This is a genomic window from Streptomyces rimosus subsp. rimosus (assembly GCF_000720725.1).
GTDB lineage: Bacteria > Actinomycetota > Actinomycetes > Streptomycetales > Streptomycetaceae > Streptomyces > Streptomyces rimosus_A.
The window spans coordinates 1-23148 of the sequence record NZ_JOCQ01000041.1; the positions used below are offsets into that span (position 1 = coordinate 1).

General features: G+C 71.5%; 17 protein-coding genes and 4 pseudogenes. 15 read left to right on the plus strand and 6 right to left on the minus strand.

All coding sequences use genetic code 11. The features are described 5' to 3' along the window. Nucleotides 1-792 precede the first annotated feature (792 nt). A pseudogene (locus IH45_RS1000000148000) lies at nt 793-915 on the plus strand (esterase); the annotation flags it as partial. 239 nt (nt 916-1154) lie between these two features. Continuing rightward, on the plus strand, nt 1155-1616 hold the full coding sequence (locus tag IH45_RS0121915; protein ID WP_030670886.1) for an SUKH-3 domain-containing protein: 462 nt from the start codon (nt 1155-1157) through the stop codon (nt 1614-1616). 149 nt (nt 1617-1765) lie between these two features. On the opposite strand, the gene IH45_RS1000000148855 is transcribed toward IH45_RS0121915, so the two are convergent. After that, nucleotides 1766-1960 (minus strand): hypothetical protein, encoded by a 195-nt coding sequence (locus tag IH45_RS1000000148855; protein ID WP_030670887.1) that lies wholly within the window; start codon nt 1958-1960, stop codon nt 1766-1768. Nucleotides 1961-2095: 135 nt separating this feature from the next. Between IH45_RS1000000148855 and IH45_RS1000000150650 the strand changes: the two genes are divergently transcribed. After that, nucleotides 2096-2221, plus strand: coding sequence for a hypothetical protein (locus IH45_RS1000000150650; protein WP_267885148.1), 126 nt, complete (start codon nt 2096-2098; stop codon nt 2219-2221). A gap of 1282 nt (nt 2222-3503) precedes the next feature. Here the strand turns inward: IH45_RS1000000150650 and IH45_RS0121935 are convergent. Both IH45_RS0121935 and IH45_RS0121940 read right to left on the minus strand, forming a co-directional pair. Continuing rightward, nucleotides 3504-3686 carry a hypothetical protein gene (locus IH45_RS0121935; RefSeq protein WP_030670893.1) on the minus strand — a complete coding sequence of 61 codons (183 nt, stop codon included), beginning with the start codon at nt 3684-3686 and terminating at the stop codon, nt 3504-3506. A 146-nt stretch (nt 3687-3832) separates the two neighbouring features. Further along, entirely contained in the window at nt 3833-4762 is a 930-nt protein-coding gene (locus IH45_RS0121940) for an endo-beta-N-acetylglucosaminidase H (protein ID WP_030670896.1), read from the minus strand. A 753-nt stretch (nt 4763-5515) separates the two neighbouring features. Here IH45_RS0121940 and IH45_RS1000000148005 point away from each other — a divergent pair. Then, nucleotides 5516-5851 (plus strand): annotated as a pseudogene (locus tag IH45_RS1000000148005) (condensation domain-containing protein); the annotation flags it as partial. Nucleotides 5852-6488: 637 nt separating this feature from the next. Further along, on the plus strand, nt 6489-6833 hold the full coding sequence (locus IH45_RS1000000150830; RefSeq protein ID WP_050515053.1) for an FAD-dependent oxidoreductase: 345 nt from the start codon (nt 6489-6491) through the stop codon (nt 6831-6833). 401 nt (nt 6834-7234) lie between these two features. On the opposite strand, the pseudogene IH45_RS1000000146745 reads toward IH45_RS1000000150830, so the two are convergent. After that, nucleotides 7235-7547: pseudogene (locus IH45_RS1000000146745) on the minus strand (alpha/beta hydrolase); the annotation flags it as partial. 272 nt (nt 7548-7819) lie between these two features. Between IH45_RS1000000146745 and IH45_RS0121960 the strand changes: the two are divergent. Further along, nucleotides 7820-8332 (plus strand): hypothetical protein, encoded by a 513-nt coding sequence (locus IH45_RS0121960; RefSeq protein ID WP_050515054.1) that lies wholly within the window; start codon nt 7820-7822, stop codon nt 8330-8332. Between the two features lie 107 nt (nt 8333-8439). On the opposite strand, the pseudogene IH45_RS01000000143935 reads toward IH45_RS0121960, so the two are convergent. Then, nucleotides 8440-9424: pseudogene (locus IH45_RS01000000143935) on the minus strand (IS630 family transposase). A 181-nt stretch (nt 9425-9605) separates the two neighbouring features. On the opposite strand from IH45_RS01000000143935, the gene IH45_RS0121970 reads away from it, so the two are divergent. From IH45_RS0121970 to IH45_RS0122005, 8 genes are all read left to right on the plus strand, one after another. Beyond that, nucleotides 9606-11204, plus strand: coding sequence for an amidase family protein (locus IH45_RS0121970; RefSeq protein WP_030670903.1), 1599 nt, complete (start codon nt 9606-9608; stop codon nt 11202-11204). A 289-nt stretch (nt 11205-11493) separates the two neighbouring features. Next, complete coding sequence (locus IH45_RS0121975; protein WP_032918055.1) at nt 11494-12756, plus strand: DegT/DnrJ/EryC1/StrS family aminotransferase; 1263 nt, start codon at nt 11494-11496, stop codon at nt 12754-12756. 39 nt (nt 12757-12795) lie between these two features. Further along, nucleotides 12796-13935 (plus strand): hypothetical protein, encoded by a 1140-nt coding sequence (locus IH45_RS0121980; RefSeq protein WP_050515055.1) that lies wholly within the window; start codon nt 12796-12798, stop codon nt 13933-13935. 116 nt (nt 13936-14051) lie between these two features. Then, the gene (locus tag IH45_RS0121985; protein WP_078897713.1) at nt 14052-14285 is read left to right on the plus strand and encodes an acyl carrier protein; all 234 of its coding nucleotides are present in this window, start codon (nt 14052-14054) and stop codon (nt 14283-14285) included. Beyond that, nucleotides 14282-15991, plus strand: coding sequence for a (2,3-dihydroxybenzoyl)adenylate synthase (locus IH45_RS0121990; RefSeq protein WP_030670915.1), 1710 nt, complete (start codon nt 14282-14284; stop codon nt 15989-15991). The genes IH45_RS0121985 and IH45_RS0121990 overlap by 4 nt, the downstream gene beginning before the upstream one ends. A 70-nt stretch (nt 15992-16061) precedes the next feature. Further along, nucleotides 16062-16829, plus strand: coding sequence for a thioesterase II family protein (locus IH45_RS0121995; protein ID WP_050515056.1), 768 nt, complete (start codon nt 16062-16064; stop codon nt 16827-16829). Nucleotides 16830-16841: 12 nt separating this feature from the next. Then, the gene (locus IH45_RS0122000) at nt 16842-18053 is read left to right on the plus strand and encodes an NAD(P)/FAD-dependent oxidoreductase (protein WP_030670919.1); all 1212 of its coding nucleotides are present in this window, start codon (nt 16842-16844) and stop codon (nt 18051-18053) included. Beyond that, a complete protein-coding gene (locus IH45_RS0122005) occupies nt 18050-21004 on the plus strand; it encodes a type I polyketide synthase (RefSeq protein ID WP_050515057.1) in 2955 nt (984 codons plus the stop codon). Before IH45_RS0122000 ends, IH45_RS0122005 begins: the two co-directional genes overlap by 4 nt. Before the next feature lie 51 nt (nt 21005-21055). Here IH45_RS0122005 and IH45_RS0122010 read toward each other — a convergent pair whose 3' ends face one another. Beyond that, a complete protein-coding gene (locus IH45_RS0122010; protein WP_030670925.1) occupies nt 21056-21577 on the minus strand; it encodes a CGNR zinc finger domain-containing protein in 522 nt (173 codons plus the stop codon). Nucleotides 21578-21603: 26 nt separating this feature from the next. Here IH45_RS0122010 and IH45_RS0122015 point away from each other — a divergent pair, with 26 nt between their 5' ends. Further along, complete coding sequence (locus tag IH45_RS0122015; protein ID WP_234440623.1) at nt 21604-23091, plus strand: MFS transporter; 1488 nt, start codon at nt 21604-21606, stop codon at nt 23089-23091. Nucleotides 23092-23148 lie beyond the last annotated feature (57 nt).

Here is a 23148-nt window from a genome sequence, read left to right on the forward strand (position 1 = left end):
GGACGGTCGCCCCGGCGTCGGCGGCGCCGTCGCGCACCGCCTCGGCGAGCACCGCGGTGTGACCGAAGCCCGAGTGATAGGCGACGGCGACGACGGGCGCGGGGGCGGAAGAAGCGGAGGAAGGAGAGGCGGCGGAAGAGGCGGACGGGACGGGCGTGGTCATGGCAGGGCTCCTTAGGACCGTGCCGCGTGGCGCGGCGCGAGGCGGAAAACTAACCAAAGGCGAACACAGGAAAGCACTGAATTCTAAGAAAGCGCGTGGCGGCGGCTGGCTGGACCGGCCCGGGGCTGCCGCGCCGCGTGCCGCCGCAAGAGCCATCCGACGCTGCGCATGGACGGCCTCGGATTGCGGGTGGCCGAGTAGGGCTGAGTTTCCGGCGGTCCGCGATACGCCCAGGAGCAGCAAGACGGCCGCCCCAGGCGTGGCGCTTACTTCGTTCGGGCCCGTGGCAGGCATCAGGGCGGGATGCCGACGACTATGGAAAAGGCCGCAGCCAGGGCGCTCACGGTGTCCGGCAAGACCTCCGCCGGCGCATGCAGCCAGCTGTGCCACCCAAGGCGGCACCACTTCCGGGCGGGGCCGCGTGGTCGGTGTGGCAAACGCCACACAACCGCCCCGGACTTTTCGCCGTCCAGCCTGTCAGACATTGTTTCCCCGTCGCCCCGGTCGAGAGAACGTGCGAGTGCGAGTCGTCGCGACCTGTGGACTTTTTGGGCCCTGTACGACGGTGTGCCAGGACTTGGGGCGACACTCGCGGCCCGGCTGACCGGCCGCCCGTAAGAAAGCGCCACATGGGTCTGACCAGCAAGAATGTGCTGCTCCTGGCCGTCCTTTTCGCGGTAGCACTCTTTGTCCTCACCGTCTGGCTGTGGCCTCGCCTGTCCAAGCGCAACTGGCGCGCGGTCCTCGGCCGCGAGCACGCGGGCCTGCCCGGCGGTTCCCGGCCCCAGGCCGCCGGCCGGAACGAGAAGGTCGTGCTCAAGGGCCCGCCAGGGGGCTGCGCCGAACCACGGATGTTCACCAACGCGATCAAGGACGGCGCTGGCCCCAAGGACATCGACTCGGTGACCGTCGACCCCAAGGGAAAGAAGTTCAACATGTGCGCCAACTGCCAGACATGGGTGCCTGACTTCGGAGGAGAGGTCCTGACGGGATGAGCGGGGAGGCCGAACGGAAGGAAATCGAAGAACTGCGGAGTTCCCTGGCAGGCAGAGCGCGTTTCGAGGTCCACCCTCTGGATATCGAGCAGGCCCGTCAGCGGTACACGGAGGAGGGCTTCGAGTTCACTTCGGAAGTCCGGGAGTTCCTGGAAGCATACGGCGAGTTCACCGTGACCTGGTCGTACCGTTTCGGCGAGACGTTCCTCACGACATCAGTGGAGGAGACGATGGACTCGGCGCACTCGCTGCCGAGGAGTGTGCGCATCTTCGGTAAGCGCATCGGCCGCCCCGTATTACTGGCTGGAACAGCCACCGACACCCAGGAAGCCGTTCTGCTGGCCGACAGCGGCGACGTCTACCTCGCCGGAGACGCAGGCATCCAACACGTCGCAACTGGCTTCGCCCATGCAGTCCGTGCGCTTGTCACCGACGACTGGGACAAGACCTTCTTCTGAGCTGCAGCAGAGTTTGCCGGCCCGTGGATCCAGCGAACGATCCGATGAACAGCCGCGCCCCACATAGCGCATTGCAGGTGCCGAGTCCGGACACGAAAGAAGCCCCGCTTCCGGCGCGGCCGGAGGCGGGGCTTCGAAGCGAACGGGTTTCAGGCTGCCCAGGTCGCGGGTGCTCCTGTCTCGGGGTTGGGGATGCCGGCGGCGGTCACCGCGGCGGCCGGGTGCCGCAGGGCGGTGACCGGGACGGCTCCGGGCTCGGTGCCGGGTGTCCGGACCATGCGCCAGGTCTCATCCCACTCGCAGCCGCAGGCGTGGCCCGGGTGCGCGAAGAGGTACCTGGACATCACCGTGTCAACGGTACGTGCCCGCCCGGAAGCAGGGGGTTTGTCATTTTGCCGCGCCGCTGGGCGGTGGAACGGTCGTGGTCGTGGATCTTACGGGCCCGGTGCCACTGCCGCGATCACGAACGGCTGCCCGAGATGAGCGAAGCACTGATCACCTGGGCCTGCATCCCCCTGATGACACGACGGCTGACCCGCCGCCAGGCCCGGCCCGCCGAACGCCGCGATGTCGCCCACGGCTACGTGATGGCACAGCCTGCCTGATCACTTCGGTGGTGTCCTTCCGTCGGGCCCGGACTCGCTCTGCAGGCGCTTGCGCAGATAGGCGACACCGGCCGACACCTGCTCCGGTGACAGGCCCTCATTTCCCGCAGCCGCTGCGGCATGAGGTGTTCGCCCGGGTGGTTCCACACCGCCCGGGCGACAGCGATCGCCCACTGCTCCGCCTCGGGCGTCGGCGGCCGAAACCGCTCGCGGATCGCGTCGAAGCAGGCGGCCGAACAGACCATCACCGTTCACTTGCCGTTGCGCTCGGACGCCTCCGGATACACCGCCGACGGGACGGGTCGGTCACCACCGTGATCAGCGGGTCGTCGCCGGGATCGAACAGGATCGGCTCCATCACCCTCCCGCACTCGTCGCAGTCGATCAGGCAAGGAAGCTCGTCGACCTCGTCCTCGTCGTCCCACTCATCATCAGGTGATTCAGAGTCCATACCCGGCCCTCACCCGCACCCAAGATCGACAGCGGTGCACCCCCGCGGCCTGCGGAGGCGGCTCCCACGGGCGCCGCCTCCGGCGCGGGGCCCGGCACGTAGCTCGCCGCCGACGGAGTGGGCGCGTTCGCGCATGCCCATGATGCCGAAGCCGCGGTCCGGCGCGGCCTCGCGGGAAGGACTTGCAGGCGGTGGGGCGCCCGGCGACGACGCCCCACCGCCTCCATGCCTTCTGTCTGCGAAGCAGCGTCGGACGGGAGCAACTGATCAAGCAAGGAGATCAGGAGCGCGACGGCCGAGGCGGGGACCTGGTTGGCTGGCTTCATGATCTTCGAGGCCCCGATCTTTGGGATACCGTCGATATACGTGTTGATCGCCGAAGTTCGCCCCGTCGAAGTCGACTGTGTCGGGCGGACCTTCCTTGGTGGGGACGCCGCGCCCGGAAGCCTCCGTGCCGAGCGCAGCCCGGAGTTGAACGACATCGGGCTGGTCTGGCGGCAGCGAAGTACGCGGGCTCTCCCTCAGCGTGCCCAGGTCGGCACCGACTCCCTCGGCGAGGCCGTCGGCCAGGCCATGCCCCAGCAACGAAACCGGCCCTGCGCATCAGTAAGGGACTTCATCCAAGCGCTTGGCTCAGAGCGGCAGGGGCGAGACGCACGCCGTGCGGCTGCAGCCGGATGCGTACGGGCTTGGACTGGCCGGCCACTTGCACCGGCTCGACGGGGTGCGGCCAAGTACGGGGAACCAGGGTGATGCGGCGGACCGTGTGGCGCATGACCCACCTCGGGCGCCCGCCGGTCATCCAGGTCTCTACCGGGTGGTCGTCCGGGCTCAGGCCCCTGCAGGGTGATCTTCCGGGCTCTGCCACTGCTCGGGTACGGTCCGCGGATGCTTGTCCAGCCACCGTGCGTACCGCCGCACGCCGTCGGCGAGGGAGATGGCCGGGCGCCGCTCCAGCGCGTTGGTCATGCGGTGGGTGCTGGCGTACCCGCCGAGCGGAACCCCGGGCAGCATGGGCGTTTGCAGAAACGTGGTGGCCGAGCTGGTGCTCGCGCACCAGCTCGGCCACCTTCCGCACGCCGGTGAGGATGCCGGTGGCGTCGTTGACGGTCTCGTGGTGTGCCCGCGAGGGCTCCGTGCAACCGGGTCGTGCGATTGCCTCAGGGCGTGTACACGGCGTCGCTGCCGTACAGCTCCTTGGTGAACGCGGAGACGTCGGCGCTGCGGTCGGTGCCGTCGAGGTTGTATGTGAGATATACGCCGTAGCCTTCGCGGACGGTGCGGCGGGCGAGGCCGGCGGTCGTGCTCTGTGAGGTCCGGCCGATCTCTACAGCCGCCGGTGAGAGCTTCGACTTGGGGAGTGCTATGCCGGGGACCTGCCAGGTGCCGTAGTACGGGTTCCAGGCGTAGTCGAACTTGGAGGAGACGTTGACGCCGCCGTACGAGAGGCGCGACGCGGACGGGCCGATGTTGTAGAGGCTGATGATCTTGTTCGGCATGTTGGCGCGCAGCGCCGTCACCAAGTGCACGAACGAGCTGCTGTTGGGCTGGCCGGTGCCGTTGGTGCCGTACTTGGCGTACTCGTCGTCGAAGTCGATGCCGTCCAGGCCGTACTTGGTCACGGTGTCCGACAGCTGTTTCGCGAACGCCGAAGCCGCCTGCTGTGACGGGAAGTTGGCGAAGCCCGCGCCCTGGTGGTTGCCGAGCACCGAGAGGGTGACCTTGATGCCTTTCCGCTGCAACGGCCGAACCTCGGTGGCAACGTTGTCAAGGACGCGCTGTACGTTCTCGTTGAAGTGCAGGTACGCCTTCTTGGTGTCCGTGTTGTAGTTGATGTTCGCTGCGAAGATCACGGCGACGTCGAAGGCGTTGCCGCCGCCGTTGGCGAGGGTGTACTTGCCCACGTTGAGCATGCTGTGGTTGTTCACCTCGACGTAGGCCACCGAGGTCGGTCCCTGCTTCTCGGGAGCGGGAGCGGGAGCGGTGGCGGCTGCCGCGCCGGTCGGGGCGGTCGCGCCGATGGCGAGGGCCGCGATGGCCGAAAGCGCGAGTGCGGCCGTCCGCACTCTGCGGCGTACCGGATTCAACATGGGGGATCGGTCTCCCGTCGTAGGGGCCGGCGCCCGACCTGTTCGATAGCGCCGGGTGAGATCTGCGAGTTTTACACTCCCTTCAGATATTCCGGAAGAGGCCCACTGACTTTGTAGGCGAGCTTTCAAATTCGGCCCAGGGGCGTCAGGGGCATCTGCCCGGCGGTGATCGTCGCGGCGCCTTCGCGCGAAGCGGTATGCGGTCACCGCCGCCGATGCCGGTCCTCCTGCCGCTGGTGACGATGACGGCTATTCCGGTGCATCGGTCCCCTTCCCCGGCAACTCCTCGCTCTGGGCGCCGTTTACGCTCGCCCCGACGGACTCGGCTACGCAAGCAGGGCCGCTCCCGGCCTGTTCCTCGAAAGGTGTCAGGTAGCCGGCCGGGCCCATGCGGACCAGGCCGACCTCGCCGCCCGACACAACCCATGGTGCGGTCCGGGCTTTCTCCGGCCCCCGGGGTTCTCCCGCAGGCCGGTCGGCCGGTCGGCCGGCGCCGGGACGAAAGATGCCATTCCCGCCACGACAGGTGCTGTTTTCGCCACAGAATCAAGGGGTTTGCCCAGTCGCGAGGCGGCATGATCCGCGCCATGAAGAGAACCGCGGTTGCTGGAGCGACCCTCCCGGAGACACAAGCGCAGGTGAACGACCGTGCGCAGAACCCGCTGCATGGGCAAAGCCCGCTGACGGCGTAACCAACGCGATATTTGGGCCGCCAGTTCTCAGGCCCCGCAATCGCCGCAGTTCAACGTCGTCATCCACGAACGGCTGCGGGGCGGGATCGATCTCGATGCGCTCGCCGGGTGCATCGAAGGTGTGCTGTATCGGCACGAGGCGTTCCAGCTGCGGTTCGGTGAAAGGGCGGGAACGCCCTTTCAGTGGGTGGCGGGGGAGGGCGGCTTCCCGGTTCGCAGGGTGGACCTCGCGCAGGAGCCCGAACCCGACGTCGCGTGCGCCGCGTGGATCCGGCGCTCGTTGGCGACGCTGCTGTCGCTCACGGACAGCGGCGCCCTGGTCGAATCCACGCTGCTGGTGGAGAGTCCGGACGTCACGCATCTGCAGGTCAAGGTGCACCATCTCGTCGCCGACGGCTGGGCCCTCAACCGGCTGATCCGCGAGATCCTTGAGGACTACGCGCGGGTCACTGGTGGCGAGGGGGGCACACGGAGTGTCACGAGCCTGCTTCCTGCCTTGCGTTTGTCGAGGAGGAAGCCGCCTACCGTGCCGGTGCCGAGGGGGATCGCGACCGTGCCCGACGACACGGGCGCCACCGTCCGCTTCGCGGACGGGCGCACGGCGCACGGCGACCTCCTCATCGGCGCCGACGGATTCCATTCGGCCATCCGCGCCCAGCTCGTCGGCCCGGAGGCATCCCACGACAGCGGCTACGTCTGCTGGCTCGGCATCGTCCCGTTCGACCACCCCGCCTTCCCCCCGGGCAGCGTGCGCCACTACTGGGGCAGCGGACAGCGCTTCGACCTCATCGACATCGGCCACGGCCATGCCTACTGGTGGGGCACCAAGACCATGCCCACCGCCCACTCACACGCCTGGGACGGCACCAAGGACGAGATCACCCGGGCCTACGCGGACTGGGCCGACGAGGTACGGGCCGTCATCGAGGCCACCCCGGCCGGGGACATCCCCGCCGTACCCTCCCGCGACCGCACCTTCCTGGAACGCTGGGGACAGGGGCCCCGTCCCCCTGCTCGGCGACGCCGCGCACCCCATGCTGACCACCCTCGGCCAAGGGGCCGGCATGGCCGTCGAAGACGCCGTGGTCCTGGCCCACACCCTGGCCGAGCCCGGCGCGTGCGACGATCTGCCGCTCGCCCTGCGGACGTACGAGGACCGCCGCCGCGACCGCACCCGGTCCATGGCCGCCACCTCCCGGTCGATGAGCGACCTCGAACAGGCCGACACCCCCGAACAGCGGCAGGCTCGGGACGACTACTTCCGCCTGACACCCCGCCAGGGCCTCGCCCGGCGAACCGAGGAATCCCTCACCTTCCCCGCCATCCCGGACCTCGAACCACGCCTTATCGCCAGGTGCACGAAAACTGGGCGGAGTTGAGCAGCGCCAGGTAGTGATAGAGCGGTCGGGGTGAAGGTCTGCAGAGATCAACCTGCGCACCAGCCCAGATCGTGCTCCTGTGCGTAGCGGAGGCGCACGGACAACGACTGCGCGGGAGTACGTCATCGTCGTCCGAGGTGGTCAGCCAGTCGGCGGCCACCTCGTTCATCGCGAAGTTGCGCGCGTCGCCGGTTCCCACCGGCCTCGCAAGCGCGACGACCTGCACACGGGCGTCCGTGCGCGTGAGCCCGCTGCCGGCGGCCCGCCCGGGGCTCGTGGACGCGATGAGGTTGTGCGTGGGGCAGTGGTGGCGTTGTCCTTCAACGGTGGCCGGTGGAAGTGGCGATGGTTTCTTGAATGATGCGGTGGACCTGGAGTCAGAGGTGTTGATCGTGAAGTTTTGACCCGTCGAGCACCATCCGGTCGTGGCGACCGGGGAACATCTGCGTGTAGACGGTGCCCAGATACGAGCCGTACGAGTAGCCCAGGTAGCTCGAAGCCCGCCCGGCTCAGACCGGCCGACGCAAAGTGCGTGCCGACGGGCCAGCGGCAGTCCAGCGGCGTGCTGCGGCCGACGAAGCGTGGGGCGAAGCCGATGATGTCGTAGCGCGGGCCGACCTCCTTCATTGCCTTGCGGACTCCCGGCGGGGAGGAGACGGCCGGGCCGCCGGGGCCGCCGCTTTGGTGTCGTACAACGTCAGACGCTAGGAGCCTGGGAGCCCGGGGCCCGTGTTCACTCCGGGCCCCCTGGTTTGCGAGGGGGCTGACCACACCCGGGGCCGGGAGCCTAGTGCTGTGACCGGGAACGTCACCGGTGTTGGTCGTGATGTCCTCAATCGCCGGACAGGCTGGAAAACCCAGCCTGTCCGGCGATTGAACCCCCACTCAGGTCTTCCCTCAGCGGGTCCGCCCTCCGCCGTACGGCGGAGACCGTCCGCCCTCGCGGACGACGCACGGCTGCCGTGTCCACGACCAGCATGTAGATCATGACCACAGCAACCGCTCCTATTCCCGCCGCGCCTGTCTGGGTCCGCCGCGCCGCCCACGCCATCGCCCTGTGCGCTGTCCCCTCCGGCCTGTGGCGCGTTGCCATGGCATCCGGTGTCTATGTCGGTTACAGCGACCAGGTCCTGCGGGACGTCTTCGACATTCCGGGCTGGGGCGTCGCGTACGTCGTCGGCCTCTCCGTCTTCACCGAGCTGGCCGCCCTGTTCCCGCTGCTCCTCGTCAGTGACCGGTGGCGGCCGCTGCGCCCCCGGACCCTCGCCGCGCTGGCCTGGACCACGTCGGCCGTCCTGGTCCTGGTGGCACTGTGGCAGCTCGTGGTCGCCTTCACCGTCGAGAGCCAGACGTACATGTCGAGCGGTACGGCACAGACCGTCTGGGGCTTCACCTTCGCCCCGTTGTTCGCCATCCCGGTCCTGATGACCGCGGTGACCTGGTCGTACGCGAAGCGGCACCGGGCACGGGGCCAGGCCGTAATCCCACCACGTGCTTGACGTCGGCTACTCCCTCTCTCACCACTCCCGACCTCTCACTACCTCCCGACCGGAAGTTGCCGATAGCTGAGCAACCGTTGATCGTTTCCGGTCACCGGGTTCGGCGGTCAGGCCGCAGTCTGTAGTGGTCTGCCGCCCCAGCGGATGCCTTTCTCGCGGCGGATGCGGGCACGTTCTCGGCGTTGTGCGGTGAGTACGTCGGGGTGGCGGGCGTTGGCATTGCGCCAGCGCAGGTAGCGGTGCAAGGCCCGGGTCTGCACCGTGTGGTTCGGATGTGGGCGGAGAGGTTGTCCAGGATGATGTAGATCGGGGCGCTGTCGGGTCGGGTGGTGCGGATCGACTTCAGTGCGGCCAGGCTGTTGGCAGTGCCTTTGCGGCGGCGGTTGACGCCCCACAGGGTGTCGTCGCCGACGGAGTAGCAGCCGTGGAAGTAGGTGACTCCGTGGGTGCGGCGGTAGGCCGCCGGCAGGCGGTCGGGCTTGCCCTGTTCAGCCCAGCAGGAGCCTGCGGTGGGGCGGATCCCGAGGGGACCGAACTCGTCGAAGGCGAAGACCCGGTCCGGGAAGCGTTCCAGTACCTGCTCGATACGGTCGAGCTTGGCGTCGCGTTCGGGGTCGGGGACTCCTTCCAGGTCTTGGTGCGCTGGAAGGAGATGCCGCGGCGCAGGAGCAGACACCGTAAGGCTTCACGGCCGATACGGATGACACGTCCGTGCCCGCGGCGCAGGTAGACGGCGAGTTTGCGGATCGACCAGCGGGTGAAGGGCTGGCCGAGCTTGGTGGGGCGGGTGGTGGCCGTCTGGATGACGAAGTCCTCGTCATCCGGGGTGAGCAGGCGGGGACGGCCTTCCGCCCATCGAGGGTCCAGGCAGGCCAGGCCGATCTCGTTGAACCGGTGGATCACCTCTCGCACCGGGTCCTCGTCGGCCTGGACCAGCTGGGCGATCACCGGAACGCGGTTTCCGCCGGCGGACGCCAGCAGCATCATCGCCCGGCGATAGCGCACCGAGCTGGTACTGCCCCGGCGCACGATCTGCTGCAGCTTCTGCCCTTCCTGATCGGTCAGTCTGCGCACCCGCACAGGCTCGGCCACCACACCTCCAGCGGTCGGAACAGACGTTGCCTCCCATCCAACCGCCCCAACCGCCAAACCGGCGAACCTTCTCGGTCACAGCACTAGCGCGAACGCCGGTGCAGGGGGCAGCGGCGGGAGGGACGTGCGAACGTGCCTTGGCCCTTGCGCCGGATGTGCCGCGTGTAGTCCGCTACCCCGCATGGTGAAAAGGAGAGTTGCCGCACTGATTGCCGTCCTGGTCACGGGTTCCCTTGTCACGGGCGCACCGCAGCCGCGCGCCGAGGCCGCCGAACCCGGCGGCACCGCGGCGCCCGCGGGCCCGGCCGCCGGACTCGGAGTCGATCTCGACACCGTGACGATCCCGGAGCTGCAGGACCGCATGGATGACGGTTCCCTCACGTCCTCGGCGCTGACCCGCGCCTACCTGCACCGCATCAAGACCGTCGACCCGAAGATCAACGCGGTGCTGCGGACCGATCCGACGGCCCTGCGCCAGGCCGCCGCCAGCGACGCCCGGCACCGGCGCGGCGACCCGCTGGGGCCGCTGGACGGCATCCCCGTCCTGCTCAAGGACAACGTGAACACCCGCGGCCTGCCCACCACGGCCGGCTCGCTCGCGCTCGCCGGCAGCCCGCCCGACGCCGACGCCGCCCTGGTGACCCGGCTGCGCGAGGCCGGCGCGGTGATCCTCGGCAAGACCAACCTGTCGGAGTGGGCCAACTTCCGCTCGACCAAGCCGACGTCGGGGTGGTCGGCGGTGGGCGGGCAGACCCGCAATCCGTACGTGCTGGACCGCAACCCGTGCGGGTCGTCCTCCGGTTCGGCCGCCGCGCTCGCCGCGTCGCTGTCGCAGGTGGCAATCGGCACCGAGACGGACGGCTCGGTCGTGTGCCCGGCCGGGATGAACGGGGTGGCCGGCCTCAAGCCCAGCCTCGGGGTGGTCAGCGGGGACGGCGTGGTGCCGATCTCCGCCGAGCAGGACACCGCGGGGCCGATGGCCCGCAACGTGACCGATGTGGCGCTCACCCTCGCGGCGCTCAGCGGTGACGGTACGCGGCACGGACTTTCCCCGGCGGGTACGGACGAGGCGCGGCGCAACGGTGGCCTGCGTGGCAAGCGGATCGGGCTGTGGCGGTTGCCGGAGCTCGGCCCCGAGGTGGACGCCCTGATGACCCGTACGGCGGCGAAGCTGCGCGCGGCGGGAGCCCAGGTGGTCGAGGTGACACCCCCGTACCAGAAGCGCATCGCCGAGCTGGAGTTCCCGGCCCTGCTGAGCGAGTTCCACCGGGACATCGACGCCTACCTCGCCACCCGCAAGGGGCCCCGTGATCTGGCCGGGCTCATCGAGTTCACCCGGAGCCACCCGGCCGAGCAGACCTGCTTCCCCGGGCAGGAGCTGTTCGAGCAGGCGCTCGCCGCGCCGCCCACCACCGACCCGAAGTACCGCGCCATGCGCGCCGAGCTGAAGGACCTCTCCCGGCGGTCCATCGACGAGACCCTGGCCGCCCACCGGCTGGACGCCATCGCCGCGCCGACGAACCCGCCCGCCTGGACGACCGACTGCGCACGGGGCGACAACGACGTGATCCCGTCCTCCACGCCCGCGGCCGTGGCGGGTTACCCGTCGCTGTCGGTGCCCGCCGGGTCCGTGGGCGAACTGCCCGTCGGTGTGCTCCTGACGGCCGGGAACCACCAGGACGGCAAGCTGCTGTCGCTGGGGGCCGCGGTGGAACACCGGCTGGACGCCTGGAAGGCGCCGCGCTACCTGCCGACGATCGGGGGCGGCGGCGGACGGTGAACCGGCCGCCGCTGACCGCGCACTGAGCTCCACGGGCGTGCCCGCCGCACCTCGGCGGGCACGCCCGTCCCGTCCGGTCAGCTCCCGGCAGGGCCGGGGGACAGGCGCCACACGGCCCCGCCCCGCACGCCGACCGGTTGCGCACGCCGACCGGTTCCGCCCGCCGACGGCCCGCCGTTCTGACCTAACTGACCTTACTGACCTCCGCTGACCCTTCATTAACACCCGGCTCTCGACTGTCATGGAAGCGGCAACCGACCGCTGTGCCCGAGACCAGCTGGGGGATCTGATGGACCGGAGCTATGTCGTGCCCTGGGGAAAGCGGGGCAGCATCTTGGCCGAGGCCGAGGTGTCCGTACTGAAGGAACTCATCCACGAGGACACGCCGCTGTCGATGGGCAGCCGGCGGGAACGCTTCGAGCGCTCCTTCGCCGAAACGGTCGGCAGCAAGCACGCGATCTCCGTCACCAGCGGAACGGTGGCCCTGGAACTGGCCATCCGCATGCTCGACCTGGAACCCGGCGACGAGGTGATCGCCACTCCGCAGACCTATCAGGCGACCGTGCAGCCGCTGCTCGACTACGACGTACGGGTACGGTTCTGCGACGTCGACCCGGACACCCTCAACATCGACGCGTCCGCCGTCGAGGCGCTGGTCACCCCGCGCACCAAGGCCCTGCTGCTGGTGCACTACGGCGGCTGCCCGGCCGAGATGGACGCGATCATGGCGCTGGCCCGGCGGTACGGCTTCCTCGTCCTGGAGGACTGCGCGCACGCGCTGGGGGCCCGTTACCGGGGGCGGGTCCCCGGGGCCCTGGCCGACATCGCCACGTTCAGCTTCCAGAACGCCAAGAACATCACCACCCTCGGCGAGGGCGGCATGGTCACCTGCGACCGGGACGACTGGGCCGTACGGCTGGACCGGCTGCGCTCCAACGACATCGACGCCGAGATCGTGCGGTCCGACCTGAGCGACACGGTCGAGCCGATCGTCCTGCCGTGGATGAAGTACGCCACGCCCGTCTACAGCGACTCCGTACGGCGGCTGCGCCGGGCCGGTACGAACGCGACGATGTCGGAGGCCGCCGCGGCCGTCGGACAGGTCCAGCTCGGCCGGCTGGCGGCCACCGGCGCCACCCGGCGCGCGATCGCCGCCCGGCTGGACGAGGTGATCTCCCGCTACCCGTTCGTGCGGGCCCAGTCGGCGCCCGCGCACAGCGAGCACGCGTACCACCTGTACACCTGCTTCGCCGACCGCCAGGAACTGCGCGACCAGCTCGTACTGGGTCTCGACCGCAGGGGAGTCGAGATCCAGCTGCGCTACTTCCCGCAGCACCTGCTGCCCGAGTGGCGCCACCGCGGCCACCTGCGCGGCGAGTGCCCGGTCGCCGAACGCCTGTGGTTCGACCAGCACCTCAACCTGCCGTGCCACCCCCGGCTCACGCCCTCCCAGGTGGACTACCTCGTCGACGCGCTGGACGAGTCGCTGGCCGAGCTGAACGGCGGAGCCCCGGCACCGCTGGCGTCCGCCGTCGCGGACCTCGGCCGGTAGCGGCGGGGAGCGCGAGGGGGGAAGGAAGAGAGACGACCGATGCCCTGGGAACCCTGGGAAGAGGCACTGCCGGGCGGGCCGCTGCCCGGCTCCGCTGCCGGACCGGTGACCGGGTGCGTGTCCGAGTCTGTATCCGAGCTCGTGTCCGGGTCCGGGCCGGTGGACGACGAGGTGCGCACCCACCTGCCGGCACCACCCCCGGCCTGGCGCGAGCCGGTGACCGTGCGCATCAGCGCGCTGGACCTGTCGGGCTCGCCCCGGCTCGCGGGCTGCGACGTGGCACACGTACGGGCGCTCGCCGAGGCGGACCCGGCTGGCCTGCCGCCGATCTTCGTGCACCGCGCCACGATGCGGGTCCTCGACGGCGCCCACCGGGTCCGGGCGATGATCCTGCGCGGCGGGTCCGAGATCAGCGCCGAACTCTTCCGCGGTACGGAGAACGAGGGGTTCGTGCACGCCGTACGGACCAACGCCGCACACGGGCTGCCGCTGACCACGGCGGACCGCAAGGCCGCGGCCCGGCGCATCCTGCGGGACTTCCCGTACTGCTCGGACCGGTCGCTGGCCGAGGTCGCCGGGCTGTCCGCGAAGACCATCGCCGGGCTGCGCCGGCGTTCGAGCGCGGACGGTCCGCGGTTGAACACCGCGCGGCTCGGACGGGACGGCCGGGTGCGCCCGGCCAGTGCGGCCGAGGGGCGGCTGCGCGCCGGGCGGATCCTCCGCGAGGACCCCACGGCGTCCTTGCGGCAGGTCGCCCAGCGGGCGGGCATCTCCCTGGGCACCGCGCAGGACGTCAGCCGGCGCCTGCGCAACGGCCGGGACCTGCTGCCCGTACAGCAGAGCGAGGCTGCCGCGGCCGTCCGGCGGATCGAGGTGCACAGCCGCACCGCGGACAGCGCGGCGCCCACCGGTGCCGCCCACCGGCGCGGCACCCCGCACGAAGTCCCCCTGGAGCGGCTGCCGTTCCTGCGGCAGGACGTCGCACTGCGGTCCACGAACACCGGCCGGGCCCTGCTGCGGCTGCTGATCGCCCAGGAGGCCGTGCTCGCCGACGGCGACCGGCTGGCCGCCGAGGTCCCGCCGCACTGCCTCCCGGCCCTGGCGGAGACGGCCCGTGCCTGCGGGCGGCTGTGGGCGGAGTTCGCCGAGAGCCTGGCCCGCCGCGAACAGGCGGAGTGACGGGGCGGTACGGCGCGGGAGCGCGTACGGCGTGGCACCGGGGCGCCGGTCCGGCGGACGGCACCTGCCCGGCCGCCCCATGGAAATCGAAGGCAGCGAAGGAGTCGGTTGTGTCCATGAACGATGTCCTGCGGGCCCTGTCGGACATAGGGCTGGACGCGGCCCTGCTCGACGAGGCGGGCCCGGACGCCAGACTGCGCGCCGAACTGGGGCTGGACTCCGTCGAGACGACGGACCTCCAGCTCGAACTGAAGAAGCGGTTCGGCGTGGAGATCGACCTGTGGGACCAGGAGGACTACACGCTCGCCCAGCTGGCCGAGCGCATCGCCCCCGCCGGGAGCCCGTCATGACGATCACGGAGCCGGCCGGCGCCCGCACCCCGCTCGACCCGATGGTCCCCGCCATCGACCCCGAACGCGCTGCCCGCTACCGCGCCACGGGCGTGTGGACGGACGAACGCGTCGGCGCCCGGATCGCCGAGCGCTGCCGCACCGCCCCCGGCCGCTGCGCCGTGGTCGACGGCGAGCGCCGCACGACGTACGGGGAACTCGGCCACGCCGTACGGGCCGCGGCCGGACGGCTGCGCGGGCTCGGCATCGGGCCCGGCGACCGGGTGGGCGTGCAGCTGTCCAACAGCACCGAATACGTCGTGCTGGTGCTCGCCCTGCTGGAGATCGGCGCCCCGCCGGTCCTCATCCTCCCGGCGTTCCGCGCCCACGAACTCGACCACATCGTCTCCGTCACCCGCCCGGTGGCGCTCGCCGTCGAACGCGGCAACCGCAGGTCCGACGCGCTCACCACCGCCCGCGACCTCGCCGCCCGGCACCCGGGCCTGCGCCATCTGCTGGTCCGCGGCGCGGATCCGGGCGACGCCGCCGCGGACGGCACGCTGGTGGACCTCGCGGAGCTGTGCCGCCCGGAGCCCGGCGCGAGCGGCCCGGTGCCGCCCCCGCCCGAAGTGCCCGGCGCCGCGCCCCACGACGCCGCCGTCTTCCTGCTCTCCAGCGGCACCACCGGCCTGCCCAAGGCCATCGCCCGCACCCACGAGGGCTACGGCTACATGATCCGTACGGCGACGGTCCTCGCCGGGGTCACCGAACGCACCGTCAACCTCGTCGTGATGCCCGCCGAACACGGCTTCGTCATGAACTGCCCCGGCCTGCTCGGCACCCTGTCCGCGGGCGGCACGGCCGTCCTGACCACGCCCGCCAGCGCCCGGCACGCCCTGGAGCTGATCGAACGCGAGCGGGTCACCCACAGCACCCTGGTGCCGACGCTGGCCCTCCAGTGGACCGCCGCGGCCCGCGAGCGGACCTACGACCTGTCGAGCCTGGAAGTGATCCAGGTGGGCGGCGCGCGGCCGTCCGCCGACATGGCCGCGGACCTGCGCGAGGTCCTGGGCGCCACGGTCCAGCAGTGCTACGGGATGAGCGAGGGCCTGCTCTGCTACACCCGCCTGGACGACCCGGTGGCGACGGCCGACGGCACGCAGGGCGCCCCCGCGTCCCCGCTCGACGAGGTCCGGGTCGTGAACGCGGACGGCGCCGAGGTGGCGGCCGGGGAGATGGGGGAACTGCTGACCCGCGGCCCGTACACCGTCGCCGGCTACTACCGCAACGCCGACGCCACGGCCTCCTCCTTCACCCCGGACGGCTTCTACCGCACCGGCGACCTGGTCCGCCTCGACGCGCGGGGCAATGTCCTGGTCGAGGGCAGGGTGCGGGACGTCATCAACCGCGGCGGCGAGAAGATCTCCGCCGAGGAACTGGAGCAGATCGCCCGGCAGCACCCGGACATCGCCGACGTGGCCGGTGTCGCCATGCCGCATCCGCTGTACGGCGAGGCGGTCTGCCTCTATGCGGTGCCCGAGGCGGGCGCGGGGGAGGAGCTGGACCTGCGCGCGGTACGGCGGTTCCTGGAGGAGCGCGGGCTGGCCCGCTACAAGTTCCCCGAACGGCTGGAGACCGTGGCCGCGCTGCCGCTGACCGGCATCGGGAAGATCGACAAGGCCGCGCTGCGCAAGGACATCGCCGCCCGGGTCGCCGCCGGGACGTGACCCCCCACCGCGCCGCCGGCCCGGTCCGCCCCCACCCCCTCACCCCACCACCGCAAGGAGCACGCACGCGATGAGCGACACGGCCCGCTCCGCCTGGGTCAAACGCCTCCCCGGCGCCGAGCCCGCCGCCCACCACCTGGTCTGCTTCCCGCACGCGGGCGGCGGCGCCTCCTTCTTCCGGCCGTGGCGGGACACGCTGCCGCCCGCCACGGAACTGCTGGTGATCCAGTACCCCGGCCGCGAGGACCGGCTTCAGGAGCCCTTCGCCGAGACCGTGGAGGAGGTCGTGGAGGGCGTCTCGGCGCAGCTGACCACCGAACTCGGCGGCGGCCCGGTCACCTTCTTCGGGCACAGCATGGGCGCCCTGATCGCCTACGAAGTGGCCCGCCACTGGGAGCGGCTGGGCCTGCCGGGACCGGAGCGGCTGGTCGTCTCCGGCCAGTACGCGCCCGGCGAGCTGCCGCCCCAGGACGTCCACGAGCGGGACGACGACGGCGTCCTGGACGTGGTGGAGCGACTGGGCGGCGCCGCCTCCGACATCCGCCGCAGCCCCGAACTCAAGGCTTTCGTCGCCGCGTTGACGCGCGCGGACTATGCGGTGCTGGACGGCTACGAGCCCTTCGACGGCGAGCCCGTCACCGCCGCGCTGACCGCCTTGTGCGGACGCGACGACCCGGCGGTCTCGCCGCAGGACGTCGCCCGCTGGCGCGACTTCACCACCGGCCCCTTCGAGCAGTTGCACTTCCCCGGTGGTCACTTCTACCTCCGGGACGGCCGGCAGGCCGTGATCTCCGCGCTCGTCGGAGCGCTTCCGCACGCCACCGGGCAGTACACCTAAGGAGCTGTGTCCATGAGCGGCATCGAGACCTATGACCTGATCGTCGTCGGCGGCGGGCCGATCGGCCTGTCCACCGCCTGGCACGCGGCCCGGCGCGGCGGACAGCGGGTCCTCGTACTGGACCAGTACGGCTTCCTGAACGAGCGCTCCGGATCGAGCGGCGCCGAACGCCACTGGCGGGTGCAGTACACCCAGAAGGACATCTTCGCGCTGACCCTGCAGACCCGCCCGATGTGGGCGGAGCTGGAGCGGCTGACCGGCCGCAAACTGATCCACGAGCTGGGCAGCCTGTGGTTCGGCGATGTCGAGGTGGAGACCAACGAGGGGCACATCGCGGACACCGCGCGGGCCATGGACGAGATGTCCGTCGCGTACGAATGGCTGACCGCCCGGGACATCGAGAAGCGCTACGGCTTCACCGGGCTGCCCGGCCACTTCGAAGGGTTCCTCCAGCGCAACGGCGGCGCCATCGACGTACGGGGCACCCTCGCCGCGCTGTTCCAGCTCTCCCAGGAGCACGGCGCGGTACTGCGCGGCAACGAGGCCGTACTGGAGACCACACCGGACCGCGACGGGGTCACGGTCCGCACCGACCGGGCCGCCTACCGGGCCGCCAAGGTCGTCCTCGCCAACGGCTCGCAGGCCAACGACCTGATCACCCCCTGGGGCGGCGGCGCGCTGGACCTGCACGCGTACGAGATGGCGCTGGTCACCCTGCGGCAGCGGGACACCTCCGCACAGCGGCCGTTCTGGTTCGCCTTCCAGAAGCCCACCGAGGAGGACACCAACCTCTTCTACGGATTCCCGCCCAATCCCTGGTCCACTTCCGACGAGGTGCGCCTCGGCCCTGACTTCGAGGTCAACGCCCTGGAGCACGCGAGCCGCGCCACCGGCGTCCCCGACCCGCGGCACGTCGAGCGGGTCACCGACTGGGTCCGCGCGCACATGCCGTGGGTCGACCCGGAGCCCACCGGCACCTCGACCTGCCTCGCCGTGCTGCCCGGCGACCCGTCGCGGCAGTTCTACCTGGGCACGGCGGCGGGCCTCGTCGACGGCGGCGAGAACGTGATCGTCTCCGTCGCCGGCTGGGCGTTCAAGCTGGTCCCGCTCTTCGGCCGGATCTGCGCGGAACTGGCCCTGGACGGCGGTACGTCGTACGACATCGCGCGGCACGCGCTGACCGGCCCGGTGCCCGCACGGCCCGCGCCCGGAACCGCCCGATGACGCCCGCTTCCCGGGACGTCGCGGTCATCGGCATGGCGGGGCGCTTCCCCGGCGCCCCGGACCTCGACGCGTTCTGGGCGAACCTGCGCGACGGCGTGGAGTCGGTCACCGCGCTCAGCGAGGACGACCTGCTCGCCGAGGGCATCGGACGGGAGCTGTTCGAGCGCGACGACTACGTCCGCGTCGCCTCGCTCCTGGACGGCCACGACCTGTTCGACGCCCGGTTCTTCGGCTTCAGCGCGCGCGAGGCCACCCTGCTCGACCCGCAGCAGCGGCTCTTCCTGGAGTGCTCCTGGCACGCCCTTGAGGACGCCGCACTGGACCCGGCCTCGGTCCGCCGCGGCGGCATCTTCGCGGGGGCCAACATGCCCGCGTACTGGATGTCGAACCTGCTCGGCGGCCGCCGCATCGTGCTCGACGCGGACGTGTTCGAGCAGCAGATCCACAACGACAAGGACTACCTCGCCACCCGCACCGCGCACCGCCTCGGCTTCACCGGGCCCGCCGTCAGCGTGCAGACCGCCTGCTCGACCTCGCTGGTCGCCGTGCACGAAGGCATCAAGTCGCTGCTCGTGGACGAGTGCGACGTCGTCCTCGCCGGCGGGGTCTGCGTCCGGGTGCCGCAGCGCGCGGGCTACCTCGCCGAGCGCGGCATGGTGCACTCCCCGGACGGCCACTGCCGCCCCTTCGACGCACGCGGCGCCGGCACCGTCTTCGGCAACGGCGTGGGCGTGGTCGTCCTCAAGCGGCTGGCCGACGCGCTGGCCGACGGCGACCGCGTACTGGCCGTCGTCAAGGGATCCGCCGTCAACAACGACGGCACGGACAAGGTCGGCTTCACCGCGCCCGGCGTCGCCGGGCAGGAGCGGGTGGTCCGCGAGGCGCTGCGGGCCGCGGGCGTGCCCGCGCGCAGCGTCACCGCCGTCGAGGCGCACGGCACGGCCACCCCGATCGGCGACCCGATCGAGATCAAGGCGCTCACCCGGGCGTTCCGGGACACCACCGACGCGAGCGGCTTCTGCTCCGTCGGGTCGGTCAAGGGCAACATCGGGCACCTGGAGTCGGCGGCCGGCATCGCCGGGTTCATCAAGGCGGTCCTCCAGCTGCGCCACCGGCAGCTCGCGCCCACCGCGCACTTCACCGCGCCCAACCCGCGCATCGACTTCGCGGCGACACCGTTCCGGGTCGACGCGGCGCTCCGCACCTGGGAGGCGGAGGAGTTCCCGCGCCGTATCGGGGTCAGCGCGTTCGGCATCGGCGGGACCAACGCACACGTGATCCTGGAGGAGGCGGCACGGCCCACGGCAGCCGCCGTCGAAGGCACCGCGGCCGACGGGCCGCAGCTGCTCGTCCTGTCGGCGAAGAGCCCCGAGGCCCTGGACACGGCGACGCGGCGGCTGACCGCCCGGCTCGCGGAGCCCGGCGCCCCGGACCTCGCGGACGCCGCGTACACCCTGCAGACCGGCCGGTCACCGATGCGCCACCGGCGCACCCTCCTCCGCGCGGGGAGCGCGCCGTACGCCGAACACACGGGGGAGAGCGGCGCCGGGCGGCTCAGGACGGTGTTCCTGTTCCCCGGCCAGGGAGCGCAATACCCGGGCATGGGCCGCGAACTACACGCCGCGGAGCCGGTCTTCGCCGAACACCTCGACCACTGCGCCGAGGTGCTGCGCGACGAACTGGGCTTCGACGTACGGGAATTGCTGCTGGACCGGAACGCCCCGGCAGAGCGGCTGACGGCGACCGAAGTGGCGCAGCCCGCGCTGTTCACCGTCGAGTACGCGCTGGCCCGGCTGCTGGCCTCCTGGGGCATCGCGCCGGACGGCATGGTGGGCCACAGCCTCGGGGAGTACGTCGCCGCCTGCCTCGCCGGCGTGTTCACGGTCGAGGACGCGCTGCGACTGGTGGCGCTGCGCGGCCGGCTGATGGCCGCACGCCCGGCCGGGGCGATGCTGTCGGTCCAGGCCCCGGAGGAGCGGGTACGCGAACTGCTCGTTGACGGCCTGGACATCGCGGCCGTCAACGCGCCCGAACTGTGCGTGGCCTCGGGCCCTGAACAACTCGTCGCCGACCTGGCCGAACGCCTTGCCGCAACGGGCGTTCCCGCACGGCCGCTGCACACCTCGCACGCCTTCCACTCCCCGATGATGGAACCGGCCGTCGCGCCGTTCACCGAAGCCGTACGGACCGCTCGCCCCGCGGCGCCACAGCGGCCGTTCGCCTCCGGCGTCACGGGCGCGGCCATCACGGCGGAGCAGGCCACCGACCCCGCCTACTGGGGCGGACACATCCGCCGCCCCGTACGGTTCGCCGACGCGCTGCGCACCGCCCTGCCCACGGGGCGCTGCGCCCTGGTCGAGGTCGGCCCGGGCACCACCCTGTCCTCGCTGGCCAGGGCGGCGCTCGGTACGCGCAAGGGGCTCACCGTCGTCCGTACGATGCCGCGGCCCACGGAGGCGGAGAGCGAGCGGGTCACCCTGCTCTCCGGCGTCGGTGACCTGTGGCTCGCGGGCGCCGAGGTGGACTGGCGCGCGCTGCACCGGGTACCGCGGCAGCGGGTCGCGCTGCCGGGGTATCCGTTCGCCCGCGAGCGGTACTGGATCGAGCCGCGCGGCGGCGGGCAGCAGGCAGCGGGCGCTTCCGAGGAGCGGCATTCCGAGCCGGCACAGGTGCAGGCGCGGACGGCCCGGCCCGGCGGCCTGCGGACCGCTTATGCGGCGCCGGACAGCGATACGGAGAAGCAAGTCGTCGCGCTGTGGGAGGAGTTCCTGGAGTACGAGCCCGTCGGCGTGCACGACGACTTCTTCGAACTCGGCGGGCACTCGCTGCTCGCGACCCGCATCGCCAACCGCCTGACCGAGGTGCTGCGGAAGCAGGTGTCCGTACGCGATGTGCTTGCGCACGCCACGCCGGCGCGGCTGGCGGCCGCACTGGACGGGCGGGACGGCTGAGGAGCACCGGCGGGCGGCGGCGGTTTTCGGGGCCGCCGCCCGCCGGTGCCTTCAGGCTGCGCGTTTGGCGCGGTGGCGGCGTACCGCGTCGCGGTTGGCGCAGGCGTGCGAGCAGTACCGCTGCCGTCCGGCGCGGGTGAAGTCCGCGTAGACGTCGGTGCATTCGGCCAGCGCGCAGCGGCCCAGCCGGTGCATGCCCAGGCCGGTCAGGTGCAGTGCGGTGCCGACGCTGACCACGGCCCGCAGCAGGCTCGCGGCCCCGAGGTCGTCCTCGCGGTAGTGGATGTGCCAGCCGCCGTCGGCGTGGTCGGTCAGCCGGGGGTGGGCGGACGCCTCGGCGAGAAGCGTGTTGAGCAGGGCGGCGCGCCGCTCGTCCGTGGGGGCGTCGACGACCTCCGCCCAGCGGGCGAGGAAGTCCAGCACCTCGGCGAGGTCGTCGTCCGTGGCGGGCCGGTCGAGCACCATGCCCGCGGCCACGCAGCGTTCGGCCAGCTCGGAGGCGCTGGCGGGCGGGGAGTTGGTGAGGTCGGTCACGAAGCGGACGGGGTCCTCCCCGTAAGGGTTCTGCTGCATAAGACCATTACAGCAGAGTGATCCCCATGAACTCACCACTGGCCGACGGGCGCCCCGTCGTCGCCGGAGAAGCACCCCCGGCACCCGCGCCCGCACAGACTTCCGCACCCCCGCGTCCCACCCCCGGCAAATGGCTCCCCCTGGTCGCCACGTGCCTGGGCACCTTCATGCTCCTCGTCTACGCGACGATCGTGACGGTGGCGCTGCCGCAGATGGCGCGGGACCTGCACGCGGGCTTCGGATCACTCCAGTGGATCATCGACGTCTACACCCTCGCCCTGGCCGGCCTGCTGCTCGGCATGGGCTCCCTCGGCGACAACCTGGGACGCAAGCGCCTGTACGTCCTCGGGCTGACCGTCTTCACCGCCGCCACCCTCGCCTGCGGCCTGGCCCCGGACGTCGGGGTGCTCATCGCCGCCCGCGCGGTCCAAGGTGTCGCCGGAGCCGCCATGTTCGCGACGCTGCTGCCGCTGATCGGCCTGACCTACACCGGACGCGACCGGGCCACGGCGTTCGCCGTCTGGGGCGCGGTCGCCGGCGCGGCGGCCGGTATCGGCAACGTCGCGGGCGGCATGCTCACCCAGTTCCTGTCCTGGCAGTGGATCTTCTACGGCGCCGTGCCGGTCTGCGCCGCCACCATCGCCCTGTCATTGAAGGTGCTGGTCAACGACGCCAGCCGGCCGACCCGCATCGACTGGCCGGGCATCGCGACCTTCACGCTGGCCGCCATCGGCATCACCTTCGGCTTCATCCGCGGCGGCGAGGCGGGCTGGACGGACACCACCACCCTGCTCGGCTTCGCCGTCGGCGCCGTCCTGCTCGTCGTCTTCGTCCTCGTGGAACGGGCCGCCACCCACCCGATGCTCCCGCTGGAACTGTTCCGCAAACCCGCCTTCGACGGCATGCTCCTGGCCGCCTGCGGCTACTACCTGGCCGCCTTCGGCTTCCTGCCGGTGCTCTCCCTCTGGCTCCAGAACGGTGTGGGACTCAGCTCCTTCGCCACCTCCCTGGTCATCACCGTCCAGCCCGCGGCCTTCTTCGCCACCTCCGCCCTGGTCGGCAGCGCCCTGCACCGGATCCCCGCCCGCTGGACCCTCGGCGGCGGCTCCGTGGTGGTCGGCCTGGGCAACCTCGCACTGCTGACGGTGGGCCCCGGCTCGTCCTGGCCGGCGCTGCTGCCCGGACTGGTGATCACCGGGGTCGGCGCGGGACTCGTCTCGCCCGTGCTGCCCGCCATCGCCATGTCCGCCGCGCCCGCCGCGCACAGCGGCGTCGCCGCCGCGGCCGCCAACAGCGCCCGCCAGCTCGGCCTGGCCCTCGGCATCGCCCTGCTCGGCACCGTCTTCCACCAGTACGTGCCGGACAACGGCCCGGCCCCGGGCACGGCGTACGCCGACGGACTGGACGCCGTTTTCCTCCTCGCCGGTGTCATCACCCTGGCCGCCGGACTCGCGGCGATGTGGCTCCTCGGATTCCGCGGGCGTACGCATAAGGAGGTCCCGGGCGCGGTGTGAACGACCGACGGAATTCCCGCTTCGCGCATTCTCGCCCGACATCGGACGGTTGACAGG